We start from the raw sequence: 24,992 nt of genomic DNA, 5'->3' as shown, positions 1-24,992 counted from the left end.
GTCTATTTTTATAAATATTCATCGCACCAATATCACCGTTCCATTTTCTTTTTGCATTGGAGCACCTTCAAATTGGAAGGAACACGTCCATACGAAAGCGCCCGCGCTTTGGGGTTTACCCGCCAAATTCCCATCCCAACCGGTATTCCAATCAGAACTTTGGAAAACTATCTGTCCCCACCTGTTAAAGATGAGAAGCTGGAATTTCACCACATTGCCAATTAAGGTGGGTTTGAAGGTTTCATTCTTCCCATCTTTATTGGGCGAGAAGGCGTTGGGGGCAAAAAATCCCTGCAAGCATTGCTTTGGCAGTACAACGATGCTGTCGCGGCCGGAACAACCGTTCGCATCCTGTACCGCCAGCCAGTAAATACCTGGTTGCTGAACAGTGATAGAAGAAGAAACAGCATTGTTGCTCCACAAATAACTGGAGAATTTATTTAAAGGATGAATTTCTAATTTTGCATAACTGCACAATGCAGTATCGCCAGGCAAAAACGCAGCGGGTAATGGATTGATGCGGGTTATAGCAGTGGTATCGCTGTCTTTACAATTATTGCGATCTGTTACCTGTACCCAGTACACGCCGGTATTTTGCACTGTCTGTTTGGAAGCCGTACTTCCATCCTGCCACAAGTAATTCGCAAATCCGTTTCCGGCATCCAATACGGCAGTTGCTCCTGCGCACAATTCTGCATCCTTTGGTAAAGTAACGGTGGGATTGGTATACACCGTAACCTGCACGGTATCGTAGGATATGCAACTGTTGATGGCTGTAGCTATCACCGAATAAACGCCACTGCTACTTACGGTTATGGATCCAGCTTTGCTGCCAGTGCTCCATTGCTGCTGCTGAAAGCCCGTACCCACGCTGAACGTGGCAGCACCGCCTGCACAAAAGCTGGTGTCGTTGGCAATATGCATGGGAACGGTATACACCTGCACGGTTACGGTGTCATACGATATACAACTATTGCTGCCGGTGGCTATTACGGAATAAGTACCGGTTCGGTTAACAGTAATAGAGGGATCCTTGCTACCCGTGCTCCATTGCGGCAGCTGAAAGCCGGCCCCCGGGCTGAAGGTTGCGGAAGCGCCTTCGCAAAAACTGGTGTCGTTGCCGATATGCAAAGGCAAAGGATGTTTGACTGTGATATGGATAGAATCATAGCCAAAACAACCCGGCGTTTTCTCAACTGCAATCCGGTACATGGTATCAACTTCCGGAGAAAGCGTTACTGCATTACTATTGGTTTTATCGATGTTGTAATTGGGCGTCCAGGTATAATGCAGGAAACCGGTTGGCGCCGTTACATTCAGCTTGTCATGCACACATAAACTGGTATCGTTACCAATATCGAACACAATGGGTGGGGCAGCTGACACAACGAGTGTATCACTCAACTTCGCGCCACAGGCGTCTGACACAGTTACATAATATTTCCCGGGTGCAGTCACGGTATAATTCGTAGCCGTAGAACCGTCCTGCCACGTATAATCAACAAAGCCCGGGTTGGCTTTCAATACTACCGAAGTGCCGGTACACAGCACGGTATCGTTGCCCAGCTCAAGGTTGTTCGTCACCACGGAAGCCTGCACCTCTACACTGTCTTTCAACAGGCGGCAACCCGAAAAAATACCCGAATAGATCTTTGAAACGCCGTTTCCTATGAATTGCACTTTCAATAATGAATCGCTTGTAGAGATGGCTTTCACCATTCTGGTATCAAACTCCCAACTTACAGGAGCAGTACAGCCTGCACTTTTTTTCACCCGGTATTCATATACAGGAGCCGCACTGCAAATGCTGGCAGGGCCCGTTAGCTGAGGATTTAAACAAGTGATCGGCGAGCTGCATACCAGTCTGCTTTGCTGCAACGAATAGTCATCTTCCGAATAAGGAAGCGTTATCAGGGTAAGTGGCGAAGTAGTGGTAATAAAATTGACCGGGGTAATGGTGAAAGTGGGGGTTTCCTGCAGATAGCCATAGCTCTCCGTCATACAATTGCCCATGGTGCCGTCAAAAGCGTATTTTTTAAGGTACAGGTCGGTAGTATAAGGATTGTTATAATAAAAATTACCCACCTCGTAAAGACCGCCATCTGTTGCTTCGGCTACATGGCTGGGGAAGGCCGCATCTGTAGAGAATATGCGCTTGCTGTACAACACCTTTCCATTTGCATCGAGCCTGAGAAAAACATTAAAGCCTCCATATGGACTTAACGTATTATCAAACATAAACCCGCTCAGTACCAACTCATCGTTTTTGGTAACCAGGGTAGTTGAGGAAAGCGACTGATTCTTATAAGAGAAAGCCGTTGTGTACACCTGGTTACCGTTCTTATCGAGAAACAGAATAGCCGTTACGGTCCTGGCGTTGTTGATATCAACATAACCCGACAACACCAATTTACCCTGCAGTAATTGCAGATCTCTCTCCATTCCAATACCTCGTCCGGTCCCGGTAATACTTTTGGCCCATACCAGGTTCCCCCCGGCCTTTTCCATTTTAAACAACATGGTGCTGGCTGAATTAGGCATATTCATTGCGAAATACAGGTACTGTTCATCCTGACACATATGGCCATATGTACCTGTCATAAAACTGTTACCAGATGTATAGTTTTTTCTCCACAACAGGTTCCCGGCAGCATCTAATTTGATGAGGGAAAGCTGCTCATTGCCAAAGGTAAAGGGGTCGTTTTGGAAGAGCAGATAGATGTCGCCATTGGCATCTTCTAACAGGTCAAAATAGTCGTTATAAACGTCCTGCACTGGCAACGCCTTATTCCAGAGTATATTAAGGTTAGGGGTGAATTTGCTGACCGTGAAATAGCCTTTTCCATTATAACTGGAGCTGCCCATTACCAGCAGGTTGCCATCATGCATTTGAAATTGCCTTCCCAAACCCGCTCTATCACCAAGCTGTACCTTTTTACGGTTCACGAGTTTCCCCTTTGCATCGTAGTTGATGAGGATGGCATGCGTTGTACCAGGTGTATAGCCATCATCGCGCATAGAGCCGGTAACCATTACTTCGTTGTTAGCGTTCACTGACAGGTCTGACGCCATGTCACAGAAATGAGTACTTCTGAAACTGCGGTAAAAAGTATATACACAGGTATCTTCTATTGGTTTTGGCGGGCAACTGAGCTGCCGGCAGGTGAACCCTGTATCGATAAGCGCCGGTTGGAAGACCCAGCCCGGTGACGTTACAGGGGGCACCAGCACGGTTGCCGTATTCGATACCGATTGTGTTGTATAAGAACCATAGCTTGCTGTGCGGGTAACAGTAAACGCAGTGCCCTCGCAACCGCCTACCCATCCTGACGAATCGGTTTTTAAAAAGAGCGGTTTTGCACCGGCAGCATTACAGGCAATCAAAAAACCGCCATCTGCCGTGCGATCTATAGCCGAAGGCTGATAGCCGGCAAACCCGGCAAATTGCTTTGTAAATTCAATGGGCGCATTATAAGAACTGGCTTCTTCACCAATGCACTTAAGCATATAAAGGTCATTGCTGCCGCTGGTGTTCATAAACGCAATCACATCTGCCCGGTCTGTGAGCACGCTGGTCGTAGTGGCGTCGAAAGTAATGGCAGGCATTTGATAGGTTTCGAATAAGCCCATCGTTACAAAACCATTGTAAGACGACATCTTGAACAACTGGTAAGGCCCCCCGTTTACAGCATACACCCCAATGATCCGCGGCCGCATATTGATCAATTGCATATCGTGGAAGATGAAATCGGCATTGTCTGCCGCACCCCCGAATTGCCTGGAGCCTTTTATAGCGCCATTAGCGGCGTTGATGGTGAGCATACCTCCTACTTTGCGGCCCGCCTGTACACCCGTATAAGCCAGGTACCAGTCAAAATAATCGTACGGCCCCACTGTAATGCCAATGGTAGTGCTTTGCGGCAGCGCCTGCACTTTGTTCATCCACCTCAGGCTTCCGGTTTTATCGAACCGGCCGTATAGCATGGTAGAATCATCTTCTGCCACCATTCCAATGTCTTCCCCCTCCCCTACATATACGGCCACGCCCCTGTAGTTAGTAGTCGTTTGCAGCAATTTCATCCATAACAGGTTGCCATTTATATCGCTGAGTGCAATGAATGGTTGCTGAGCGGCGCCGCCAGGATCTTCGTTGGTGCCTACCAGTACAATATTACCGTCGGGCATACGGGCGATGCGGTGAATGCGTTCGTTTTTTGTGGGTGTGCCCAGCGTTTTGGACCACATAACCTGGCCATTGATGTCCAATTGTTGCAATAATGCATCCTGCTGACCACCATTGACGGTGGTATAGCCGGCCTGAAAGCTGTAGCCTGTCGTGCTGCCAAGAATATCACTGATCTGATTTTGAGAAGCTGCGTTGCCTAACAGCATTTTAAAAGTATAGGTAGCGCAGTCGTTTATGGGAAAGGCGAAGGTCATTGTGCGGGCATTCGAAGGCTTGCTTTTGTAAAGCGGAACTTTTTTGGGTATTGGAGGAAGTTTGGTCGCCGTTATTGGCGGAGGCAAATGCTGATCCTGGGAAAAACCGGTCAGGCAAAGTATGACTAATACAAGGGTTAAGAAACAAGCGCGCATGTTCTCGACGGGTATTACAGGTTAGATGGTTTTTAGGGTCTTTGATGCCAAAATTACACAATATAGCATCATTTGCGGCTAATTCAAAAGGCGTGGTCATATTTTCGTTCATGCCGGCAGGTAAGCATTGCCAACTGTCCCAAAATCTTTAAATCCTGTATTAGCAGGTTTCGGGTAGAGCGGTTCGTTGCCTCCCCGCTCCCCCACAGCCCCGTGCGAGCAGCTTTCCTGAACACGGTTCCTCCATTTACGATTTAACTCACCAATTCTTTTATTGCTGCCTTAATAAATCCAGCCTTATCTTTTTTAACTTCTTTCAACATTGCTTTTCTGTCTTCCGGTATAGAAAAATACTTTTCAGCCCATAAGCTTATTTCAATCATTACGGGGACTAAGTCAACCCCTTTCCGGGTTAACTTATACAACACTTTGGCTTTACTATCCGGATGTTCTAATTTTTCAATAAGCTTGTTTTCTTCCAAATTTTGCAACCTTGCAGCTAAAATATTGGTAGCTATTTTTTCCGGCGACTTTAAAAAGTCGCCATAGGTACACTCTTTTGCATCCATCAAATCTCTGATTATCAACAGCGACCACTTATCGCCCCAGATATCAAGCGAACTGCTGATAGGGCAATCTGACCTTTTCTTAGATTTTAACATAAATAAAATTGCTTAAATACACTTGCATTTTGCAAGTAAATTATATATTTGCACTTGCATATTGCAAGTAAAGTTATAGAACAACAAGAAAAGAAACAAACAAACCTGGAAACTTTCAACAATATTAAATAAACCAAAAACATGGAAATACAAGGAAAAACTATATTGATCACTGGCGGTACAGCAGGTATTGGTCTGGAAGCAGCAAAGCAATTTTTAGCTAATGGTGCAAAAGTGATAATCACAGGCCGGGACCAGTCAAGATTAGATAAAGTGAAAAAACTACATCCAACCCTGATTGCTATAAAAAGTGATGTTGCAAATACCGATGATGCGCAGAGGCTTTTCAACCAAATTAAGGAACTCGGTGGAATCGACATTTTATATAATAACGCTGGTGTTTTAAGCATGTCAACTAATTTGGGAGTGGCAAACGACCGACATTTAAAAGAAGCAGAGTATGAAATGAGCACCAATTATTTCGGTGTCATCCGCCTGAATAATCTTTTTATGGAAATGTTGAAATCAAGAAAAGAAAGCGCAATTATCAACACAACTTCAATTCTTAGTTATGTTCCTTCGGTAATTGAAGCAACCTATTCCGCTTCCAAAGTGGCACTACGCTTTTATACGGAAACACTCAGAAAACATTTAGAGGTTCTAAACAGCAATGTGAAAGTGTTTGAACTTTTACCTCCGGTGGTTGCAACTGACATGACAGCCGCCAGGAACGATAAGAAAGTAACCCCTGAGAACCTGGTAAAATCTCTTATTGCAGGACTTAAAAATGAGCGATTTACCATTCGCGTTGGTGATACGAAATTGCTCTATATTATCAACCGGCTCTTCCCTAAAATGGCTTTCGGTTTGGTTAATTCAAAGAAGCATGCAAAGCAATTGCTGCCACAAAATTCTGCACGATAAAAAGCTAGTAAATGAAAGCATTTGTATTGAAACGCTACGGCAAAAAAGAAATGTTACAACTTACCAATGTAGCAACACCTGGTTTAGGTCAAAATGAAGTATTGGTTCAGGTTCATGCTACCGGCGTAAACCTCCTGGATTCCAAATTAAGAAACGGTGAGTTTAAGTTAATTTTTCCTTATAAACCACCTTTTACTTTGGGGCATGACGTAGCAGGAGTTGTAGTTAAAGTAGGTTCAGGTGTAAAGCAATTCAAACCTGGTGACGAGGTATATGCAAGACCGGCAGACCATAGAATTGGCACTTTTGCTGAACAAATTGCAATTAATGAAAATGATATTGCTCTAAAACCTAAAAATCTTTCTATGGAAGAAGCAGCTTCTATTCCGTTGGTTGGCTTAACTGCATGGCAGGCACTCATTGAAAAAGCGAATCTGAAGAAAGGGCAAAAAGTTTTCATTCAGGCAGGCTCGGGTGGCGTGGGCACATTTGCCATTCAGTTAGCGAAACATTTGGGTGCTATTGTAGCTACAACAACAAGTGCGGCTAATATTGATTTAGTAAAAAGTCTCGGTGCTGATATTGTAATTGATTACAGGAAGGATGATTTTGAAACAATACTTAAAGAATACGATGTAGTGTTAAATAGTCAGGATGCAAAGACACTTGAAAAATCCCTTCGAATATTAAAGCCTGGTGGCAAACTTATTTCTATTTCTGGTCCACCTGATCCCGATTTTGCGGAAGAAATCAGCGCACCCTGGTTCGTAAAATTAATAATGCGCCTTTTGAGCGCCGGAGTGAGAAAAAAAGCAAAACGTCTTCATGTAAGCTTTTCATTTCTTTTTATGAAGGCACAGGGAAATCAATTAAGCCAAATAACTTCACTTATTGATGCTGGTGTCATAAAACCAGTTGTCGACAGGATATTTCCATTTGAACAAACCAATGAAGCCATGGCCTATGTAGAAACGGGGCGTGCAAAAGGTAAAGTTGTTATCAAAATAAAATAAAAATACGTTGTTCTGTAATGATGACTAATTTTGGCAACATATCTCCTAAAGAAGTTTTAGATAAAGCGCATTCCGTTACGCATTTTGGTGGCGGTGGGCGGCTGGAGTTTTCAGAACTGCCAAAAGACCTGGAAGAGCGAATTGTAGCAAACAAATTCTTTAACAATCAAGCGAGTTTAAATTTGGCAAAATCTCATTTAGGAACACAAGGCGACGGCAACCACTTTTTATTCGTAGGTATCTCAAAACAAACCGGCGAAACGATGATGGTAACCCATCATGGGAGCCGTGGTTTTGGAGCAAACCTTTATACACATGGAATGAAAGTAGCTGAAATGTTTAGAAAAGATATCTCGCCACAAACGCTTCCTAAAAATGCCTGGATACCTTATGATACAAATGAAGGTAAATCATACTGGGAGGCATTACAAATAGTAAGAGACTGGACAAAACTTAATCATACCACTATTCAAAAATGTGGCGGAGGGATTGAAAGAATAGATTAGTGATTTGATATAAATAATATATTCAGTTTTTGAGCGCAATACGCGCATGAAGATCCGGAGAATGTTGAAAGCACCTTAATCTTATCTATAGGGATCAATACTTACCACGAGAGGTTGTATTGATCACTCACATAATTGAAACTTATTCGATGCTAACTTACAGCCCCGAGATTTTTTTTATTCTTGAACGACGAGTTGATCGGCAGCAACTGCAAGGCTACTATGGCGGAAAGATTAACCCGGATCAAACGAAATTTTTCGCATATACCTACGTTTCATTGAATTCAATCGACTTCGAGGCATACAGATACATGCTTACTACTGAAGGTTGTTCTTCTACGGGTGTTGACTTAGAAAAGTTGCAGAAATTTGTAGATGAAAGGTCCTACCAGATGAAGACTACGGAAGAGTGTATTCAGGAAGGACTTTACACTGCTTACGCAATAAAATTCTTCGGTGTTTATTACGAGGAAGAATGGTTTATTTTAAATGAATTACTGTTTTTTGGCGAAAATATGCCCGAGGAGGCGGCAAAAGCGTTTTTGAACCGATATGACGACCATCCTGACCGTTGGAATATGGGGGGATTTGAAAAAGTTCGTTCTTTGAATATGCCAGTCACCGATGAACCAATGCGAGATATCGAAACGGAGGAGTTTTCTGAACTTCCATGGATAGTAAGTTATTTAAAGATCGAGCAAAAGATAAAGGTGAATCGAGCATTCACACAATACATGAACGCCAGTGTTGTACATCCCTTTCTCAAAAGAATGCGAATACAGTTCTTTGAAGACTTCTCGGAATTTTTATCCCTATACGGTGAAGACTATACCCTGGTATTTCCGGACAGCAAAATGTATTTTTTGGTGGTCGCAATGGCTAAGCATATCGCAAAAGGCCATCGTCTTGTCTGGTTTTTCTACAATTCAACGCCCGGCAAATTCTACCGCTGGACCTTTCCGCAACCTCGGTTTAGCGAATGGAGTTATCACTATGCAGAGGATGTGATCACGGATTTAATAAGCATTTCGGATTGGAATGACTATCGGTTTTTGAATTCATCCCGAACAATGGAGAATCAACATTTTTGGGCTGAATATGTATTAAAAAAAGTGGACGGCCGATATATTTGGTTGGATGAGGTTTGAAACATGCCCCCCCCGACTTTCGTCGAATCACACGGATTCAATGCTTGTTAAATTTCTTTAGATGTTAGCGGCGCTTTCTTTTGTCTGCCCCACGCAATGAATACCGCAAGAACAATAATAAAAATATTAAAGCCAATGTCTTTTGCTTCTCCTCTTGAAATATGTTCGATTTCTTCCCGGGAACCCGTTTATTTTCATATGCAATTACTTTTTCGTCCGCGAGGCGAAATAAAAGATAGCCGCCATCCCCAACATGTAAACAACTCCTGCGATAGCGATGATCCAAAACGGAGACAGTACCCATTTCCATGACCAGCCTGCTACAGGCCGTACACGGAACAGCTTGAGCAAAATGATCACAAAGGGGATTAAACTGGTTAATCGAACGCGGAGAGGCATGTGATCCCCGATACGTGTTGACGGTGGTATTGGTGATTTAGAATCTGACATTGTTTTTTAAGGTAAAAGGTCTATAAAACGAAATTATTACGTCATAAATTATTGTCTTTCGCATTTTTGTAAGCCCGCCTCCTCTGCTCAAAAAGCCACTCAAACAATCCCGGCTCATTATAAGCTTTGCTCCAAATGTTGTGTTTAAAACCAGGGTATTCTGTGTAAATGGGCAGGCCGGCGATGTTCATGCAGGAGTAGAGTTCCTGTAGGATCTCTGTAGGGACCGGGTACAGTACCCAGGCCATCCCCCTACCATATTGGTACCATTATTTAGCCAGGTTAATTACAGCAACCGGTTTATTCAGCCAATAATTGCTGCCTTTTTTTGTGAAGGTAAAGGTCATCCTCTTCAAACCGCCCTAAAAAAACACCATCATCCCCAAAGTCAATTATATGGCCATTTTTTCCGACCAGGCATATAGTTGTTAGAGCCGGTATCAACCTTTATTTCCGCGTATCGGCTTTTAAACTCATCAGATACATGGATTTCCTTGATGCTGCTTTTGGCAAACGCATCCGCTGCGTTACTGATCTCAAATTCCCTAAGATGAGCTTCAACATGACTTTCCCCTTCGGATTTGTAGCCAGATTACTGTATTTGCTTGCCTTAAAAGAGCTGAAAAAACCGTAATTTGTTGAGTAATATAGATTTTAGGTATATTTGCAACCCGAAAATGAGAATTTCGGGCAGTAGCGCAGCTCTGAGAAAATCATTGCGACGAAGGAGCAATTGATTTTCCAGATCCCGACGAAGGTCGGGACCCCGGGCAAGCGGGCTACCTGATGAGGCTAAAAATTTCGGGCAGTAGCGCAGCCCGGTAGCGTGCGTCGTTCGGGACGACGAGGTCGCAGGTTCGAATCCTGTCTGCCCGACCCAATTGGACAGGACGGCATTTATGCCGTCCTGTTTTTCTTTATCCCCGCCTGTAATGCTGTTCAGTGCTGCTATTGGCGCAAACACAAAATTTATCTTACTAGTTAGAAACTGCTCTTTTTCGCGATTATAGGTTACTCCTTCAGGGAATATCAATTTTTGAAGTTTTTCTTTCGTAGGAACATCGCTGGAATGCCAACTGGTAGCGAGTTTGGTGGATATCGTCATCCCCCACTCGAAGTATGTTTTCAGGTTCGAATTTTCTATGTCCAGGTTGGAGATTTCTTCCTGTATTTTTGTTCTTTGATCCCCTAGCTTTGACCTTAACCGAAAATAGGTGTCCTCCGGTACTTTCTTGTCCAGGTAAAAGTCATCTTCCAATGCTGAGATTTTTTTCTCTATATCTGCCAGATTGTCTTTGCACAATTTTTGTTGCTTAGCAGCCGATTCATAGTGCTTATCAAATACATGGTTCATGTGATACAGCAATGGGGGCAGTAAATGCTCCAGAAGGGTGTAGTCTTTTAAAAAGCCCACAAAATCCTTATTGACCTCTTCGGTATTCTTATTACAATTGCAGCCCTTTGAACGGCATTTATAATAATGAAACTTGCCTACTTTACCCGACTTATACTTTTTCTTCACTACATACCCTGTATAGCCAATACCACAATTTTCACATTTCATAAATAGCTTTAAGGGATACTGCTCATTTTCCTTTTTATGGGTTACTCCATATTTCCCCTTTGCAGCAGCCCGTACCTGGTGTATTTGTAAAAATACTTCCGGGGAGATCAACTTTTCATGGGTACCTTCAGCCAGTTTTCCATTGAGCATTTTATCAGCTATTACGCCACAATAGAATGGGTTTGAAAACATCATGCTGAGTTTCTGCTTATAGATTTCTACGCCCATTGCTTGCAGCCTTTGCAGGATTTGATCATTTTTTATCCCTTGTGCCTTCCATTCAAAAGCCTTGCGTAATTTTTTACCTGTTTCATTGACTACAATCCTGCGTTCCTTACCTTCCTTAATAACAGAATACCCCATTGGTGGTCTTTTACACCATATTCCCTGTTCCAAGTGTTCCTTAATACCTGCCATAGCCCGCTGCCTTCGTAGTTCATTATCATATTGACTGAATAGAAATTGCAGATTTTGCTGAAATACACCGCCCGGATTGCTGGTGTCAATAGGTTGGGTAACTGCAATAATGGTAACCCCATATTTTTCGCGTAGCTCTTTAGACAGTCGCATGGCTCCATCCCCTGAGCGGCTAAACCTGTCGAGCAGGTATACTAATACATGGGTAACTTTTTCTTTGTTCTTTTTAATGTAATCAAGCATTCGCAAAAATTCCTTGCGGCCATCTGTTTTGGCACTTTCATAGGTGCCTCCAAAATAAGCGGCTGTTTTAATAGTGGCCCTAATTGCAAATTCATCAATGGCCTTCTTTTGCCAGTCTAAACTGAGGTTGGTATCATATTGCTCTTTGGAGGATACACGAGTATATACTACAGCTACTTTTTCATCAGAAGTCTTTACATATTTTACCGGTGTTCTTTTTGACCACTGGTGAAAAAGATCAAAATTAGTTTTCATGCTGCTTTATTTAAATGGTTTAAGGTTTGTTTATCTGATATTTTATCTTGTAACGATATAACTGGTACATCAGAGTTACAATGTGTCATAGCTTCAAATATTATAACAGTAAGTTGTTCAAAAGTTTGTATGATTTGGGTGGCTTCTTCATCACTGTACTGCTCACAGCCAGGGAATGTTTTTAGTTTTTCAATGGTTAATGGTTGTTTTTTCGGATTCAAAGACTCAGCTAGTGCAATGCAGTCTTTGACGGTGTTTGGTTGGGGGATTTTTGAATTCATAGAAAACTGGTTTGTATGGTTGTTATATTGAATGAATGCTTATAATAATTCATCGGGCAAAATTATGTACCCAACTGTTTCAGGTTCTCTCCAACCGCTTGCTCGATCAGCGCCAATACTTTTTTTACCACTTCCGGTTTGCTCTTATAGATGGCTTTTAGCTTCTTTTCCAGTTCTACCCGGTAACTGCCATCCACCCAATCAATAATGGTGGGGAAAGTATAATCGAAATTGGGCTCTGGATAAAGTTTCTGATAATTCCACAAAGCGGTCAATTCATCCGATAGCTTTGAGGACAAATAGCCATCAAAATCCTTAAATAATAATTGGGCGGCTTTATACAAACGGGCTACCGTAGCATGAACCGTATCAAATGCAAGCACTGTTGTTAATTCATCGTTGGTTTTCATAATAGCCGTTCTGAGTTTCGGTTTTAAATACAGTTCCAGCGCATATAGAACAGACCTTGAATACACCTCGAATTTTCGTTTTAACCCTTTTAGTTCATAATCGTTTAGCGTTTGACCAGCTTCATGGGTAATGATCTTACGGATAACCCGCTCCTCAAAATCCATTAATCCGGGCTGCACATCCTTTAAATCCTTATAATACTCCCCATACATGCTTTTGAACTGCATGTTTTTACGATTATAGCTAACCTGGATATATAAAGGATAATACGATTGCTTTTGGTCATGTGTAACAGGCTCTAATAACCGGTTCAAGAAAAATTTGATGGTGATCTTTTTAGGCTTTTTGATGGTTTCCATAGCATAAATATAGAAATGTTATTTTAAAATGCAAAATAAAGTAACTTCAGAATAAATTTTTAACTTTGTATGCAATTAAATCAATACAGAATACAATTAGAAACACATTAGAATTTACCAGACTTGTGTAAGAGGCCGATTAGATTCTAATTAGAGTTCATTAAGATTACGATTTAAAAAAACATTATCCTTTATTAAAATCATTACAAATGAGTAATCAAACACCCCTAAAAACCCATAACACCGAGAAAATAAGACCGGATTTCCTTGAAAAAACGCAACAAACAATCCAGGAACAACAAAAAACGATTGCCCAGCTATACGATTTACTGAAAGAAACGGTTGCTGAGAATGAATTACTGCGCCGTAAAGTACAAGAACTGGAAAAACAACTGTATGATCAGCGAAACAGTGATGGTTATTCTAGCACTTCCAGTTGGATCAGTAAAATTGTTTTCACCTTACAGCAGGAAAACCGGCCATTGCGTTCCCCGGAATTAATAAGCCTCTTAGAAAAGCGAGAACCAGCATTAGCCGAGCACCCAAATAAAATGCAATACTTTTCTGCTTTTTTAAGTAATGCGGTAAAATATGGCCGGATATTCCAACAAAAGATCAAAGGTGTTAGGGGCTATTATTATGTATTACCACAATGGATGGATGTAAAAGGTCATTTACGACCGGAATATGAGAAAATAATGTTATAGTTCATGTCGGAAGATGGCTTTTATAGGCTCTCTTTTGCAGCGCCGGTAGTGGCTGAAATAACAGGCATTTTCACTTTTGCAGTGTTGGTTTTATTAATGCTTTTTTACTAAAATGAAATCCAAGCCAAATGAAATAGAGATCTCCATTCAGGATTTCATAGTTCCCTGAAGCAACTATCCCCCTGATATAACCTGTAGCTCCTAACTCCCAGTGACCTAGCATTATTCCTGCTTTTACATTATAAGAAGGCCATTCGGATATTAATTCTACAGGAGGCTCCCTAAAACGGTAGATTTGGCCGGTAGTTAAATTCTCTGACCTGTAAATTCTACCGTCACTCCAACAAAAATTAAGGTCTATACCCGCTCCCATGTATATTTTCAATTTCTTGTTTACTATATTATATAGAAATGATATCTCCGGGGTTATACTGTTCATATGAATGGTATAGGTGTCAAGGATACCCTGCCCATAAAAGTCTGTGATTTGGGATGTGCGGAATAGGGCTTTATAAATAGAAAGGGTTGCTCTTATTCTTGATCGTAAATTTTCCTGCAAGTGCAGATCAACGCCTCCCATAACAATAGCCATCTTACCGCTATGGTTTAGTTGATTGCCGGAAAATCGATTAGAATGCAATTGGGTCATTCCAACCCCAGCACCTGCAAACCAGGAAACTGGTTGAGCAACACAGCATTGACTGATGAAGATAAAATGCAACAATATTATAGGAACGAGTTTCATAAAGGATTCATTGATGGTTGGGTAGTTAATGGTTTGACGGCATCCGGCTGATAAGCATAGATCACAGATAAGCCTAGCGTTTTTGCCTCCGATTTTATCTGATGCAGTAAGAAACTATAGATTTGCGGGTTGCTGTGGGACGGGCTTACATACAATTCATGAATAACAAGGGTATTATCCTTTACATTGGTATAAGCCTGGGCGATCTCATTTGACTGCTGGTTGGGTATGTACAGGAAAAAGTTTACCTGATTGATATTATGAGCAACTGCCAGTAGCAGCGATTCCTGCTGCACCATTGGAAATAACCGGAACAGGCATCCACTGCGGTGTATAAGAATGGAATAGATAAATTGCAATTCATTTCTAAGCATCCTTTCTTTGGCAGCTATTTCATTCTTATGTTCAGTCAAAATCTGTAAAGTCTGTTGCAGATTTTGTATCTGAATGCACTGTTGGGAAAATGCAGGGCAAAAAATCTCGCTGATAACAGTAATTAGTTTCATCGGTTGTAGGTTGTATTTGTAGTGTCTTTTCATTGTATCGGGTAAATTTGATGCTGATCTTTATCATTTTCAGGCGTCCAGGTTAGTTTTTATTTCTACAAGCTCTTTACAAGTGTTCTGCAAGGCCTTTACCTTCTCAAAAATTATATTTAGGTCGTTTTCATTTACTTCATAGTTACTGTCATACCTGGATTCCAAATAAGCATTATTCAGCAGTTCAGTCAATCTTTTTTCTTCTTCCGCATCACCGGAAAATATAGTGTTCAATTGGGGGGCGCAACGCCGGGAATGTTTTTTAAGAGAGTGTATCTCATGTGTACGTTTATCATATCCGTTAAGGCTTAATAAAATACCCCGGTAACTAAATTCTGCGGCCTGGTGTAATAAAAAAGCTATTATTTTACCGGGCCTTTTTTGATATAAAAATTCAGCACTGGTGTAAAAGTCTTCTGCTCTTTCAAAATGCTGAAGGAATTTTTCTCTTGCCCGCTGCTTCATTTCCTTTACTGCCTCGGTTGAAAGCGCCGGATAACTAATCGTTGTATTATCGTAAATAAGGTTTTCGGCAGTAAAATGTAAAGCATAGAAAATATGCCCATTTCTTAAAGCCTCCAGTACTACACCTTCATTATGCAGAGAACAGGCAACCCGGCTTTCTTTCAGGTAGGGTATTTCTATTACAGGTTCAAGTTCTGTAAATGGAATATTGTTTTTGTTGGGAATTACCAGCAATAAATCAATGTGAGTGGGCGCTGGTTGGTTAACAATATTTTTATGATCCAACATATAGATCCTGGCAGGAGCAATAGTCATTACCAAAAATTGAATTATAGGCTTTAGAGTATCTGCTTTGTCAGGCACATGCTGAATGATAGCGAGTAACCGCTCCTTCCAATTGCTTATATCCTTAGCATGACCATCTTCATTTAAAAAAATATTGGTGTGAAACTCTATCCTGTTACCGGGGCCGTTGATATGCATATGAGAGTGTTTTTTAAGGTTATTTATTTTTGTGAATTGGTAATTTTAAGCGGGTAATGGTTACAAAGCGGGTCTAAGTATTCCTTCTTAAATTCCGTGAAATGCTCTTTAAAAACAGTAATGCGGTTATGGCACCGGCGCATCCACTGCGTAATACCTACATCTTTTAAAGACGATAGCAGGTATAGATTTTTATCATTGCAAATGAAGAATGTGGAAACTGTATCGAAATGTTTAAGATTTTTCCCTTTAATAGAAACATTCATTTCTAACTGATAAAAAGCGCCTTTATCATTAAGCTGGAAGTGCAGGAGTGGTTTTTCTCTTGAAAGGCTGATGCGCTGTAGTCTGCCTTTTTCTGGCCTACCTGTTAATTGAATCTTATAATAAAAGTTATACCGGTAAATAAATGACTGTTGGTGCAGTATGGGTAATGCTTTATTCCACAGGTTAAAAATGTTAACGGCGCAACTGGTTTGTTCTGGATCGCAGTCTATTATTGAGCCACTTCCGTTTTTAATTTCCTGCCGCATTTCATAGCATAAGCCATTTAATTCCTTTTGATCATTTGTTAAAACAGCATCGTACTCGTTTAGTGTATCAAGAATGAAATTGTAAAATCCTTTTATATCCGTTCCTGCTTTATTAAGTATCCCTAAACAAGGCAACAAAAATGGAAAGTGGCTATCCCTGGAGGAATAAAGAATGATGTAAGTGAGATCAGTAACCCTTATCGTTTCCTGTTGGGCTGGCTGTTGTGGCAAATTCAATACCCCATTCAGATCGACACCACCCATTTTGTCTGCTATTTTGTAAATGTTTCCTAATGCAGCACTTGGTTTTATATACAATCCAGTTTCGTTGGGTTCAATCTTAAAATGCTTTTTGTTGGTTAATGCAATTTCAATTAAACCTTTGGGCGCATACCTTTTAAAATAATCAGTTCGCTCAAATGCAATTAATTTTTTTAGGGTTTGATAGGCGTGGTTGCATAATGTTTGAGCCTGGCAGCCACAAGAACATGAAATATGCAGCTTATCTGGTTCAATTTTTACAGTCAATTCGTAGGATACTTCCCGATTTGAAATTCGAAGTTTTAAAATCTGGCCCTGAAGGGAAATAAACTTTATTGTGGGATAATCCCAGTTTCGTTTTTTCTGAATACTGGTATCAACCTGACCTTTTAAACCTTCTTCAGTCAATATATATGGTTCATCTTCCAGGTAAAGAACAAAAGGGTCAACTGCGTTTCTAAGTAATTTAAAACGCTCTTGTTGTGTTTTTTTATTTGCAGGCATAGAATAAGTTTTGAGCAACTATTAATTGCTGTTACAGAGGATTAAACCTTACCGGGCAGAAAAAAACGAAGCCGGAAAAGTGAATTTTCCATGCTTCGTTCATATGTTCCTAACCGGTGGTCCTGTCTCTGTATTCTTTGATTGGTCTTTGGCTAAAACCAACAAATAAAAAAAACTTCTAAATTGAAGCTGAAATCGTGATAATAAGAGGGAATGCCGTATTTTCGGCGTAGATGATAAATTAACCAGCCTTTCCCGGATGTGGTGGGAAGATTGGCAGGTGTAAACCAGGAACTTCCAATATTGAGTTCTTAGGTTTTTTGTAAGTTTAACGTCCATATTGCTATAAGTTATTAGGGCGTTAAAACCGCTGGTTCATAGCAATATGTTCTCTAAAGATAAAAAAAACTATTTTGCATAAAAAAAATTTTCTGTGAAGTCATCGTTGAAGCATTTACCAGAAGATAAACAAAAGGAGATAAAGGCAATAACCGAAAGTGTTGTCCAACTGGTAATGCCTGAAAAAATTATACTGTTTGGAAGCTACGCTACTGGTAAGTGGCAGGAAGATCGGCACATCGAAGGGCATGTAACCTATGAATATGTGAGTGACTATGATATGTTAGTAGTAACCCGCAAAGGAGACACCCGCCCAGAGCATCAAATACAGGAGCTGTCGGAAACGAAATCCCAACCTTTAACCTCAATACCCATAAACATAATCGTACATGGAATTGATTATGTTAACCGGCAGATTGAAGAAGGGCAATTTTTCTTTACTGACATAAAGAAAGAAGGTATTTTACTGTATGATGCTGGAAGTGTTGATCTTGCTGAACAAAGGGAATTATCAGTCACAGAAAGAAGAATAATCGCAGAACGCGATTTTGATAAATATTTTAATAGTGGGGAAAATTTATTAGAATTTGCAGAAAGTGCCAGCAAGAAGAAAAAAGCCTTAAATGATGCTGTTTTCCTTTTACATCAATCAGCAGAAAGGTTCTACAATACTATCATGTTAGTATTTACAGGTTATAAACCAAAGACCCACAATTTAGGCAAGCTGTTAAAAATGAGCAGGGAGTTTTCCCCTGAATTATCGACAGTGTTTCCGAATAATTCAAAAAACGAAATCCACTTATTTACTCTACTGAAGAAGGCTTACGTTGATGCCAGGTATAACGACAAATACATTATAACCGAAGAAGAATTAACTACTTTGATTGAAAAAGTAAAAAAGTTACAGGATATTATCGAAAGGGTATGCAAAAATAAAATTGCGTCTATTGCCTGACTCTGATGCTCCTATTAGGGGCCATAGAAATGACGGGACCCATAAAACGTTTGGCGTTGCCACTGTAGGCGTACTGTTGGATAAGTTTAAGTAAGATTGAAATGCAAGTGTAAAACAGGAAAGATAGTAAAAGCAGCAGTGGGATATCAGTATCGGTAATTATATAAAAGATTTCAGGAATTATATAAATTTATTTTCTAGCATAATATATACTTTTGTATCATTATTCCCATAAAATGTCTGTTGTAACAACCATAGGTCGGCTTTTCTTTAAATTGTTGAAATCTATATTTGTTCGAAAAAAAGAGTGTTGCAAATAGGTATGCTCAACTGGGGTTGTCAGACTGCTGACCATTAGTGGAATTAACATTGCTTATTTTTGATATCGAAGGAATAGTATCTACTTTTATGTAGAAAATAATGAAAAAGTTTTTGGTAACCATATTAGCACTCGTTTATCTTACCAGTTCCATTGGAGCTACGGTGCACCTGCATTATTGCATGGATAAATTGGTTGCCTGGGGTTTGGGAAATGAAAAAGCTGCTAAAAAATCATGCCCTAATTGCGGCATGAGCAAATCTACTCCTAATAAACATTGTGTTAAAGATGGCAAAGGTTGCTGCAAAGACACCCAAAAGCAGATAAAGCTGGAAAATGACCAGAAACTTACCGAAGCGTCTATTTTCCTTTCCCCAACTTCTGCTAACGCAATAATCTACACCATTTCGGATTATTCCTTTGAATACGTTTCTTCAATAACTGAAAAATATCCAGTTACCCATGCCCCCCCACGAACTGGGTACGCCCCACTTTTCGTTCGTAATTGCGTTTTCCGTATTTGATTTATTCCACTCTTTATATAGCCGAACAATCTGTTGGGTTTAAAGTATTTACACAACTTTCTGACAGCACTTATTTTTCCCTTTTGGGACAATTAAATTTTAAATGTATGAAAACGCTTAAAAGATTGTTTGTTATTGTCATTGCATTAACAATCACATCCTTTGCAAAAGCACAGAACTACAACTATAAACTGGATGGGCCATTTGCAATCACTAAAACATTAAAAGTAAACGGTGTGTGTGAAATGTGCAAACACCGGATTGAAAATGCCATTAAAAATTTACCAGGCATGTGGTTTGCCAACTGGGATGTAGACTCCAAAACACTTCTTGTTAAGTATGACGGACTTAAAATCAAACCGGATAAAATACAGCAATTAATAGCCGATGCCGGACATGATACCGAAAAGTTTAATGCAACAAAGAATGATTATGCATTACTTCCTGACTGCTGCCGTTACCCAAGAATAAGTTAGGCCCAATACTCACTTTTAAAAAAATACAAACAATTATGAAAAGAATGTTCGTTTTAACCGTAGCTTTTTTTATCACCTCACTTACTATTTTTGCACAGGAGAAAGCCGGCAAAAAGGATACGGCACAACATCATGCCGTTTATACCTGCCCCATGCACCCGGATGTTAAAAGTGCTACCCCAGGCAAGTGCCCCAAGTGTGGAATGGATCTGGCATTATCAAAAAAAGAGCAAATGAAAATGGAAGTCATGAAAATGTATACCTGTCCCATGCATTCGGATGTAACAAGCGATAAACCTGGTAAATGTCCAAAATGCGGGATGGATTTGGTAGAAAAGAAAAAATCGCCCAATAAAAAAATGAAAATGAAAAAGGATTCTACAGCAGTAAGAAGATAATCTAAAATAATGCACGCAGTCAATGCCACCCCATGATGGGGAACATGAAAATGCAAAGCTTTTTTGGGGTGGCATTCATCAGAAAACTACTTTATTATGAAAAATGAACAGCATCATTCTCATGATAGTTCCAGAAATACAGATCATAGCAGTACTCTTGTTATGACACATGATCACACCCAGAAATACACCTGTCCTATGCATCCCCAGGTCATCCAGGGTGGGCCTGGCAATTGTCCTATCTGTGGCATGAAGCTGGTGCCGATTAAAAAGTCGGCGGAGGGGCATGATCATCATGCTATGATGATTGATGACTTTAAAAAAAGGTTTTACGTAGTACTGGTGCTTACGATCCCCATTATGCTTTTATCCGAAATGATTCAGCATTGGTTAAACATACACATCAGTTTTACTGGTTCCAGGGATGTTTTATTAGCATTGTCCTCGATAGTTTTTTTTTATGGTGGATGGCCATTTTTAACAGGCTGGCTGGCTGAAATGAAAAGCAGAAATCCCGGTATGATGACGCTGATTGGCTTTGCTATTACCGTAGCCTACGTATATAGCGTAGCTACTGTTTTCGGTTTAAAAGGGATGGACTTCTTTTGGGAACTGACCACACTTATCCTGATTATGCTGTTAGGGCATTGGATTGAAATGAAGTCAATAGCCGGCGCATCGAAGGAATTAGAACTACTCGTGCAGTTAATGCCGGATGACGCCCACCTTGTTCGTGGTGATCAAATTATGGATGTAAAAACAGAAACTTTAAAGGAAAATGATATTATTCTTATAAAACCCGGTGAAAAAATTGCTGCGGACGGAACTATAACTGAAGGTGAAAGTTATTTGAATGAAAGTTTGTTAACAGGAGAATCAAAACCTGTCGAAAAGAAGAAGGGTGATAAAGTAATTGCGGGTGCTATTAATGGCAATGGTTCCCTTAAAGTAACTGTTTCGCATGCTGCGAAAGATTCTTTTCTGTCTCAGGTAATTAAATTGGTTCAGGATGCGCAACAATCAAAGTCAAAAACACAATTATTGGCTGATAATGCTGCCAGGTGGCTTACTATTATTGCTATCATGGCAGGTGTTGCTACTTTCCTAATTTGGTATCTTTCCGGTAAGGATTTGGCTTTTGCCATTGAAAGAATGGTAACTGTGATCGTAATTTGCTGTCCTCATGCATTAGGATTAGCGGTGCCTTTAGTCGTTGCTAAGTCAACTGCTTTGTCGGCTAAGAATGGCTTGCTTATTAAAAACAGAACGGCTTTTGAAAATGCAAGGAAAATAACCACGCTGGTATTTGATAAGACAGGAACACTGACAGTAGGAAAATTTGAAGTATCCAAAATTGTAACGTTGGATAGTGGTATCAATGAAAATGATTTGCTTCGCATTGCTTCTGCTTTGGAACAAAACTCTGAGCATCCTATTGCTACCGGTATTATGCAAAAAGTAAAAGAGCTTTCCATTGCTGTTCCTGATGCTAAAAACTTTCAAGCGATTACCGGACAAGGCATAGAGGCAACCGTAGAAGGAAAACAAGTAAAGGTTGTTAGCCCAGGTTACCTGAAAGAAAAGAATATAGCTTCGCCTGATAACTTCAAATCGGATGCTGCGGAAACGATTGTTTTTGTTCTGATCAATAATAAGTTGTCGGGGTATATTTCCTTATCGGATACAATTCGTCCTGAATCTGCTGAAGCCATTCAAACGCTTCACAATAATCATATCAAATGTGTTTTGCTGACCGGAGATAATAAACAGGTTGCAGAAAGTGTAAGTAAAAAACTAGGTATTGATCAGTTTTATGCAGAAGTGCTTCCACATCAAAAATTAGAAAAAATAAAGGAGTTACAAGACAAAGGCGAATATGTGGCAATGACAGGCGATGGAGTCAACGATGCTCCCGCACTCGCGCAGGCAGATATTGGCATTGCGGTAGGTTCAGGTTCTGATATAGCTGCTGAAACAGCCGGTATAGTTTTAGTAAACAGCAATCCGAAAGATATCGTGAATTTAGTTCTGTTCGGCAAAGCGACCTATCGCAAGATGATACAAAACCTGGCGTGGGCAACAGGTTATAATGTTGTCGCATTGCCATTGGCAGCAGGTGTCCTATATAAGATAGGTATTTTATTAAGTCCCGCTGCCGGCGCTGTACTGATGAGTGTGAGTACAGTTATTGTAGCCATAAATGCAAGTCTGTTAAAAGTGAATAACCAATAGAAAAACGCCACCCTATAAATTTTTCAAAAAAATTCTAACCCATTATTATTTTAGATTTTAAGTGTTGCCGGGCAGGTTCTCCTGCCTGGCTTTTTTAAATATGAAAGAAACTCAGTATTTTGAAACTCTTTTTGGTACGGTAAACTACTGATTAGAGCTATTAAAAATGAACACCCCCCTTTACCCGATCATTCAACAATATAAAACTGATAAAGAATCGGTCTACAATACCTGGTTTATCAATAACGAAGAACGGCTAAAAGCCTTCCGTTCCATACGGCGGGGCGTAATGCAGGTAATAGATGATATCAGGTGTAAACGGTTCCCCAACGACTTCAAAGGTTCCTCCCTGGAGTTTGTGCTTACCTGTATCACAGAGCAAAAGCAGGTATTTGAAGGAGCAGCCCATCCTTTTTACTGGAAACCCAAACTCCGTATTCCTGATATTTATGAGCATGAAGCCAATAAGCAGGCTTTTGGGCAATTCCTGGAAAACTGCCTGAATGCAAAAGGCGAAGAACAGATTATAAAAGAAATCATCCGGCTGGACAGTTTAAAAATTAAAGGTCTTGGGCCTGCCGTAGCCAGTATTCTTTACTTTCTGCATCCTACCATTATCCCACCTTTCAATACCGCCATCATTAACGGGTTCAACTTTTTGTTCAAAGACAAAAAGAAACTTGGTAGTTGGAGCGAATATTTAAAATTACGTGAGGTAATGATAGATTCCAACAATCAGCATCGTGCTGAATTGTCAAGCGATTTAGGCGCTATTGCCGGATTATTGTTTGAAATAGGAACTCAAAAATTGATTTTAGGGACTGATGAATATTTGAATGAAGATGAAAGAAAAAAGTTGGAGAAGGCCATAGAAAAACGGCATAAAGAAGTGCAGGACGAAAAAGAGCAGGAAAATTTACATACACAGATGCAGTATCACTTACTGAAGATCGGCCATGCGCTGGGTTATGATGTAATTGCCGCCTCCAACGATCGTTCCAAAAATTGTAACGGGCAAAGCTTTTCTTTTATCAGTCTGCCCGCATTTCCTTCCATGAACTGTGATAGGGAAGTTCTGAATACCATACAGCTTATTGATGTATTATGGTTTCAAAAAGGCACCAATAACGTGATAGCAGCCTTTGAAGTAGAAAAAAGCACAAGTATTTATTCAGGCATCCTTCGCCTGTCTGATTTAAGCTACACCATTGCTGATGGCGATGAGGTATTTTATTTAATAGTGCCAGACAACCGGGTAAAAGATGTGGTTCTACAATTATCCAGGCCAGCCATCAGGCAAAATAATGTCCCTATCAAATTCATTCTGTTTTCTGATCTGCAACAACATTGCGATGCGCTATGCAAATTTGGCGAAAGCCATCATATTATGGAAAAAATAGCCAAATCAGCTTAACAACTGAAAATTATGTAAATCTTTCCTTCAATTATATAACAGGTTGGGTAGCCGCCAGGCTAACTTTGTGGTGGAACTGAAGCGCATGGATGCCAAAGTATTTGTGAGTAGCTATATTATACCTGGTAATGGAAACCGGCAGCAATCCTTTTGATACCCGGCGGGGACTGATTTATTAAAAACTCAAAATATATGACCTTCTCTCCCTTTTTTCGAAAGCTTACTCTTACCACACATATCACTTTTTCGATTGGCTGGCTGGGTGCAGTTGCCGCCTTCCTGGCCATTTCCATTGCGGGTCTGATCAGTCAGAATGCACAGATGGCTCAATCCCTCTACCTTGCTCTGGAGTTGGTTGGATGGTACGTCATAGTCCCATTCTGCCTTGCTTCTCTGTTGACCGGGCTTGTCGAATCATTAGGCACCCCGTGGGGCTTTTTCAGGTATTATTGGATTGTGGTGAAGCTCTTTTTAACCATTGTAGCCACTGTTGTTTTGTTGGTACATATGCAGCTCGTCAGCCATGTAGCTAACACAGCCATGTTGGCGACTTTCCGGGTTGCCGATTATCCCAGTCTGCGCATTCATTTTGTGGCAGATGCAGGCGCAGCCTTGCTCGTGCTGCTTGTTATTACAGCAATTTCGGTATATAAGCCGTGGGGCCGAACCCAGTATGGCGTGAACAAGGAGAATGAACAGCGTAAGACGGGCCCCTTGTGCATTTCTACAACCAGAAAACCCTGGGGACTGTATGTGCTGATTGGGCTGATTTGTCTGGCCGTGCTGATGTTTGCCATCCTACACCTTACTGGTGTTATGGGCGGCCATTAAGCATCGCAACTGAATAGTTGAATACCTGATATTTATATAAGTTTTTTTCATAATTATACAATTATTTAAATCATTGAAAACCTTTGCTTTGGGCTAATTAGTGCTGGCAGGATATTTGCATCGATGATATTCATAATTTTGCATTAGTTGCAATGAAAACAAATAGAACAATACAGTTAAAAGCGATCTTTTTACTAGTAGTATTTAGCTTAAATACGCTGGTAGGCTTTGCTTGCGCTGTAGGTTTGAATATGGGGTTTAACGCAAAACATCACCATGATGATGATCCCGTTTCTTTGGCAACAGCAACTTCCCATCACCATGAAGGCTCAACAACGCATCATCACCATAAAGAATTAGCTAAAAGCAAGGCAACAGGTGATGATAATTGCTGCACTGAAAATGTGATCCAATTTTCACAATTAGATAAACTTCTTG

General features: G+C 40.6%; 22 protein-coding genes, 1 tRNA gene and 1 pseudogene. 15 read left to right on the top strand and 9 right to left on the bottom strand.

What is annotated here, in order from left to right; all coding sequences use genetic code 11:
• Positions 1-18 precede the first annotated feature (18 nt).
• On the bottom strand, positions 19-4,440 hold the full coding sequence (locus tag A3860_RS30195; protein WP_158085411.1) for a gliding motility-associated C-terminal domain-containing protein: 4,422 nt from the start codon (positions 4,438-4,440) through the stop codon (positions 19-21).
• 410 nt (positions 4,441-4,850) lie between these two features.
• Positions 4,851-5,258 carry a winged helix-turn-helix transcriptional regulator gene (locus tag A3860_RS30190; protein ID WP_081153720.1) on the bottom strand — a complete coding sequence of 136 codons (408 nt, stop codon included), beginning with the start codon at positions 5,256-5,258 and terminating at the stop codon, positions 4,851-4,853.
• Between the two features lie 141 nt (positions 5,259-5,399).
• Here A3860_RS30190 and A3860_RS30185 point away from each other — a divergent pair, with 141 nt between their 5' ends.
• From A3860_RS30185 to A3860_RS30160, 6 genes are all read left to right on the top strand, one after another.
• Positions 5,400-6,182: an SDR family oxidoreductase gene (locus tag A3860_RS30185; RefSeq protein WP_081153718.1), complete on the top strand. Its 783-nt coding sequence runs from the start codon at positions 5,400-5,402 to the stop codon at positions 6,180-6,182.
• An 11-nt stretch (positions 6,183-6,193) separates the two neighbouring features.
• Positions 6,194-7,195 (top strand): NADP-dependent oxidoreductase, encoded by a 1,002-nt coding sequence (locus A3860_RS30180; protein ID WP_081153716.1) that lies wholly within the window; start codon positions 6,194-6,196, stop codon positions 7,193-7,195.
• A gap of 17 nt (positions 7,196-7,212) precedes the next feature.
• The gene (locus tag A3860_RS30175; protein ID WP_245843665.1) at positions 7,213-7,701 is read left to right on the top strand and encodes an RtcB family protein; all 489 of its coding nucleotides are present in this window, start codon (positions 7,213-7,215) and stop codon (positions 7,699-7,701) included.
• 149 nt (positions 7,702-7,850) lie between these two features.
• Positions 7,851-8,849 (top strand): hypothetical protein, encoded by a 999-nt coding sequence (locus A3860_RS30170; protein WP_081153714.1) that lies wholly within the window; start codon positions 7,851-7,853, stop codon positions 8,847-8,849.
• A 934-nt stretch (positions 8,850-9,783) separates the two neighbouring features.
• The gene (locus tag A3860_RS41305) at positions 9,784-9,933 is read left to right on the top strand and encodes a hypothetical protein (protein ID WP_158085410.1); all 150 of its coding nucleotides are present in this window, start codon (positions 9,784-9,786) and stop codon (positions 9,931-9,933) included.
• Positions 9,934-10,101: 168 nt separating this feature from the next.
• Positions 10,102-10,175: transfer RNA gene (locus A3860_RS30160), tRNA-Pro, on the top strand.
• Positions 10,176-10,944: 769 nt separating this feature from the next.
• Here the strand turns inward: A3860_RS30160 and A3860_RS42375 are convergent.
• The 3 genes and pseudogenes from A3860_RS42375 to A3860_RS30140 all read right to left on the bottom strand — a co-directional run.
• Positions 10,945-11,778, bottom strand: a pseudogene (locus A3860_RS42375) (recombinase family protein); the annotation flags it as partial.
• Positions 11,775-12,059, bottom strand: a complete 285-nt coding sequence (locus A3860_RS30145; RefSeq protein ID WP_081153708.1) for a hypothetical protein — start codon at positions 12,057-12,059, stop codon at positions 11,775-11,777. The pseudogene A3860_RS42375 and the gene A3860_RS30145, both read right to left, overlap by 4 nt.
• Positions 12,060-12,121: 62 nt before the next feature.
• A complete protein-coding gene (locus tag A3860_RS30140) occupies positions 12,122-12,829 on the bottom strand; it encodes a hypothetical protein (RefSeq protein WP_081153706.1) in 708 nt (235 codons plus the stop codon).
• A gap of 209 nt (positions 12,830-13,038) precedes the next feature.
• On the opposite strand from A3860_RS30140, the gene A3860_RS30135 reads away from it, so the two are divergent.
• A complete protein-coding gene (locus tag A3860_RS30135; protein ID WP_081153704.1) occupies positions 13,039-13,536 on the top strand; it encodes a hypothetical protein in 498 nt (165 codons plus the stop codon).
• A 70-nt stretch (positions 13,537-13,606) separates the two neighbouring features.
• Here the strand turns inward: A3860_RS30135 and A3860_RS30130 are convergent, their stop codons facing one another.
• From A3860_RS30130 to A3860_RS30115, 4 genes are all read right to left on the bottom strand, one after another.
• Positions 13,607-14,281, bottom strand: coding sequence for a hypothetical protein (locus A3860_RS30130; RefSeq protein ID WP_081153702.1), 675 nt, complete (start codon positions 14,279-14,281; stop codon positions 13,607-13,609).
• Positions 14,278-14,787, bottom strand: a complete 510-nt coding sequence (locus tag A3860_RS30125) for a hypothetical protein (RefSeq protein ID WP_081153700.1) — start codon at positions 14,785-14,787, stop codon at positions 14,278-14,280. Before A3860_RS30125 ends, A3860_RS30130 begins: the two co-directional genes overlap by 4 nt.
• Positions 14,788-14,856: 69 nt before the next feature.
• Positions 14,857-15,768: a HEPN domain-containing protein gene (locus A3860_RS30120; protein WP_081153698.1), complete on the bottom strand. Its 912-nt coding sequence runs from the start codon at positions 15,766-15,768 to the stop codon at positions 14,857-14,859.
• A 23-nt stretch (positions 15,769-15,791) separates the two neighbouring features.
• Positions 15,792-17,066, bottom strand: coding sequence for a hypothetical protein (locus tag A3860_RS30115; RefSeq protein WP_081153696.1), 1,275 nt, complete (start codon positions 17,064-17,066; stop codon positions 15,792-15,794).
• A 433-nt stretch (positions 17,067-17,499) separates the two neighbouring features.
• On the opposite strand from A3860_RS30115, the gene A3860_RS30110 reads away from it, so the two are divergent.
• The 8 genes from A3860_RS30110 to A3860_RS30075 form a co-directional block, all read left to right on the top strand.
• Positions 17,500-18,360, top strand: coding sequence for a HEPN domain-containing protein (locus tag A3860_RS30110; RefSeq protein ID WP_143774330.1), 861 nt, complete (start codon positions 17,500-17,502; stop codon positions 18,358-18,360).
• A 420-nt stretch (positions 18,361-18,780) separates the two neighbouring features.
• The gene (locus A3860_RS30105; RefSeq protein ID WP_081153692.1) at positions 18,781-19,203 is read left to right on the top strand and encodes an HYC_CC_PP family protein; all 423 of its coding nucleotides are present in this window, start codon (positions 18,781-18,783) and stop codon (positions 19,201-19,203) included.
• Positions 19,204-19,310: 107 nt separating this feature from the next.
• Positions 19,311-19,679, top strand: a complete 369-nt coding sequence (locus A3860_RS30100; RefSeq protein WP_081153690.1) for a heavy-metal-associated domain-containing protein — start codon at positions 19,311-19,313, stop codon at positions 19,677-19,679.
• Between the two features lie 35 nt (positions 19,680-19,714).
• Entirely contained in the window at positions 19,715-20,077 is a 363-nt protein-coding gene (locus A3860_RS30095) for a heavy metal-binding domain-containing protein (RefSeq protein ID WP_081153688.1), read from the top strand.
• 96 nt (positions 20,078-20,173) lie between these two features.
• Positions 20,174-22,309 carry a copper-translocating P-type ATPase gene (locus A3860_RS30090; RefSeq protein ID WP_081153686.1) on the top strand — a complete coding sequence of 712 codons (2,136 nt, stop codon included), beginning with the start codon at positions 20,174-20,176 and terminating at the stop codon, positions 22,307-22,309.
• A gap of 166 nt (positions 22,310-22,475) precedes the next feature.
• On the top strand, positions 22,476-23,723 hold the full coding sequence (locus A3860_RS30085) for a hypothetical protein (RefSeq protein WP_081153684.1): 1,248 nt from the start codon (positions 22,476-22,478) through the stop codon (positions 23,721-23,723).
• Between the two features lie 192 nt (positions 23,724-23,915).
• Entirely contained in the window at positions 23,916-24,554 is a 639-nt protein-coding gene (locus tag A3860_RS30080; protein ID WP_216823540.1) for a hypothetical protein, read from the top strand.
• Between the two features lie 152 nt (positions 24,555-24,706).
• A partial coding sequence (locus A3860_RS30075; protein ID WP_216823539.1) for a hypothetical protein occupies positions 24,707-24,992 on the top strand: 286 nt, incomplete at its 3' end.

This window comes from Niastella vici (assembly GCF_002077945.1).
Lineage (GTDB): Bacteria > Bacteroidota > Bacteroidia > Chitinophagales > Chitinophagaceae > Niastella > Niastella vici.
This window is presented reverse-complemented; position numbering and strand designations above follow the sequence as displayed.

Excerpts from the sequence above, each read along its gene's own strand:
- A3860_RS30175 (WP_245843665.1), top strand. The coding sequence starts at position 7,213 with ATGATGACTAATTTTGGCAACATATCTCCTAAAGAAGTTTTAGATAAA.
- A3860_RS30095 (WP_081153688.1), top strand. The coding sequence starts at position 19,715 with ATGAAAAGAATGTTCGTTTTAACCGTAGCTTTTTTTATCACCTCACTT.
- A3860_RS30170 (WP_081153714.1), top strand. The coding sequence starts at position 7,851 with ATGCTAACTTACAGCCCCGAGATTTTTTTTATTCTTGAACGACGAGTT.
- A3860_RS30105 (WP_081153692.1), top strand. The coding sequence starts at position 18,781 with ATGAAAAAGTTTTTGGTAACCATATTAGCACTCGTTTATCTTACCAGT.
- A3860_RS30145 (WP_081153708.1), bottom strand. The coding sequence starts at position 12,059 with ATGAATTCAAAAATCCCCCAACCAAACACCGTCAAAGACTGCATTGCA.
- A3860_RS30115 (WP_081153696.1), bottom strand. The coding sequence starts at position 17,066 with ATGCCTGCAAATAAAAAAACACAACAAGAGCGTTTTAAATTACTTAGA.
- A3860_RS30190 (WP_081153720.1), bottom strand. The coding sequence starts at position 5,258 with ATGTTAAAATCTAAGAAAAGGTCAGATTGCCCTATCAGCAGTTCGCTT.
- A3860_RS30185 (WP_081153718.1), top strand. The coding sequence starts at position 5,400 with ATGGAAATACAAGGAAAAACTATATTGATCACTGGCGGTACAGCAGGT.
- A3860_RS41305 (WP_158085410.1), top strand. The coding sequence starts at position 9,784 with ATGGATTTCCTTGATGCTGCTTTTGGCAAACGCATCCGCTGCGTTACT.
- A3860_RS30090 (WP_081153686.1), top strand. The coding sequence starts at position 20,174 with ATGAAAAATGAACAGCATCATTCTCATGATAGTTCCAGAAATACAGAT.
- A3860_RS30195 (WP_158085411.1), bottom strand. The coding sequence starts at position 4,440 with ATGACCTTCGCCTTTCCCATAAACGACTGCGCTACCTATACTTTTAAA.
- A3860_RS30130 (WP_081153702.1), bottom strand. The coding sequence starts at position 14,281 with ATGAAACTCGTTCCTATAATATTGTTGCATTTTATCTTCATCAGTCAA.
- A3860_RS30085 (WP_081153684.1), top strand. The coding sequence starts at position 22,476 with ATGAACACCCCCCTTTACCCGATCATTCAACAATATAAAACTGATAAA.
- A3860_RS30135 (WP_081153704.1), top strand. The coding sequence starts at position 13,039 with ATGAGTAATCAAACACCCCTAAAAACCCATAACACCGAGAAAATAAGA.
- A3860_RS30120 (WP_081153698.1), bottom strand. The coding sequence starts at position 15,768 with ATGCATATCAACGGCCCCGGTAACAGGATAGAGTTTCACACCAATATT.
- A3860_RS30080 (WP_216823540.1), top strand. The coding sequence starts at position 23,916 with ATGACCTTCTCTCCCTTTTTTCGAAAGCTTACTCTTACCACACATATC.
- A3860_RS30100 (WP_081153690.1), top strand. The coding sequence starts at position 19,311 with ATGAAAACGCTTAAAAGATTGTTTGTTATTGTCATTGCATTAACAATC.
- A3860_RS30180 (WP_081153716.1), top strand. The coding sequence starts at position 6,194 with ATGAAAGCATTTGTATTGAAACGCTACGGCAAAAAAGAAATGTTACAA.
- A3860_RS30125 (WP_081153700.1), bottom strand. The coding sequence starts at position 14,787 with ATGAAACTAATTACTGTTATCAGCGAGATTTTTTGCCCTGCATTTTCC.
- A3860_RS30140 (WP_081153706.1), bottom strand. The coding sequence starts at position 12,829 with ATGGAAACCATCAAAAAGCCTAAAAAGATCACCATCAAATTTTTCTTG.